Source organism: Sphingomonas sp. CCH5-D11 (genome assembly GCF_001557395.1).
In the GTDB taxonomy this organism is placed as follows: Bacteria; Pseudomonadota; Alphaproteobacteria; order Sphingomonadales; family Sphingomonadaceae; genus Sphingomonas.
Genome location: NZ_LSKH01000057.1, coordinates 1 through 1,398, shown reverse-complemented (window position 1 = coordinate 1,398; position 1,398 = coordinate 1). Strand labels below are relative to the sequence as shown.

2 protein-coding genes are annotated in these 1,398 nt (G+C 62.4%); one reads left to right on the top strand and one right to left on the bottom strand.

Annotated features, from left to right (window positions below; all coding sequences use genetic code 11):
• Window positions 1-287: 287 nt before the first annotated feature.
• Window positions 288-851 carry an alkyl hydroperoxide reductase subunit C gene (gene ahpC / locus AX702_RS03655; protein ID WP_066776277.1) on the bottom strand — a complete coding sequence of 188 codons (564 nt, stop codon included), beginning with the start codon at window positions 849-851 and terminating at the stop codon, window positions 288-290.
• A 299-nt stretch (window positions 852-1,150) separates the two neighbouring features.
• Between ahpC and AX702_RS03650 the strand changes: the two genes are divergently transcribed.
• Window positions 1,151-1,398: GDP-mannose 4,6-dehydratase (locus tag AX702_RS03650; protein WP_156455344.1), on the top strand; the 248-nt coding region annotated here is incomplete at its 3' end.

Here is a 1,398-nt window from a genome sequence, read left to right as displayed (position 1 = left end):
AGATGTGTATAAGAGACAGGCGCAGGGGGGGGCGACGCCGCACCGCTGGTGTGAAGGTAGGTGGTTGGTGGGACGTGGCGCTTGCCACCACTCACGCCGTCACCCCGGGCCTTTCGACTGCCCGCCAAGGCAGGCGCTCAAGACAGGCTTGTCCCGGGGTCCAGGGTTCCGCGCACTCAACGCTTGATGCGCCTGCGAAGGTCTGGATGCCGGGACGAGCCCGGCATGACGGAGCGGTGTGGACGGGACAAAATACGCTGCCCCGTCCGTCATCGGAGCGGTTAGGCTCAGATCTTGCCGACGAGGTCGAGCGACGGGGCGAGCGTGGTTTCGCCCTCTTCCCACTTCGCCGGGCAGACCTCACCCGGGTGCGCCGCAATATACTGCGCCGCCTTGATCTTGCGCAGCAGTTCCACCGCGTTGCGGCCGACGCCCTCGCTGGTGATCTCCATCAGCTGGATCACGCCATCGGGATCAACCACGAAGGTGCCGCGATCGGCCAGGCCCTGGCCCGCGCGCAGGATGTCGAAGTTGTTCGAGATGGTGTGGTTCTGGTCGCCCAGCATGGTGAACTTGATCTTGCCGATTGCCGGCGAGGTATCGTGCCATGCCTTGTGGCTGAAGTGCGTGTCGGTCGACACCGAATAGATCTCGACGCCCATCTTCTGGAACGTCTCGTAATGATCGGCGAGGTCCTCGAGCTCGGTCGGGCACACGAAGGTGAAGTCGGCCGGATAGAAGAAGAACACCGCCCACTTGCCGCGGGTGTCCGCGTCGGTGACGGTCACGAACTTGCCTTCCTTATAGGCCTGGGTCTCGAACGGCTTGATGGTCGTGCCGATAAGCGACATGCGTATCTCCTTGCGTAAGTGCTGGCTCCAGATAGTGCGCCGCAGCAAACGATTGAACCGTTTACATTTGGTCAGTGTGATCGATTTCTTCGATCACTGCATCTATCTGGCGCTCGCTGTGCGACAGCGCTTCGGGAGGGTCAACGCCGCGCGCGGTTCTTCGTTGCTGCGCTGCGAGCATCAGGTCCGCTGCGTTGCACTAGCGCGACATAGGCCCATTATGGATCAAACCCATGGCCGCTCGCCTTGTTGCCCACATGGCCACGCCCTAGCATCGTCTCACCTGGGGGAGGGATGACATGACGGAGCGGAAGGTCGCGCTGATCACGGGGGTGACGGGGCAGGACGGATCGTATCTGGCGGAGCTGCTGCTGGCGAAGGGATATCAGGTTCATGGCGTGAAGCGGCGTTCGTCGTCGTTCAACACGGGGCGGATCGAGCATATCTATCAGGACCCGCATGATGAGGACCCGCGCTTCCACCTCCATTACGGCGATCTGACGGACTCGACCAACCTCATCCGCCTCGTCCAGCAGACGCAGCCGAC

What these genes read in the sequence shown, in the direction of transcription:
- ahpC (WP_066776277.1), bottom strand. Translation starts at nt 851, where the DNA reads ATGTCGCTTATCGGCACGACCATCAAGCCGTTCGAGACCCAGGCCTAT.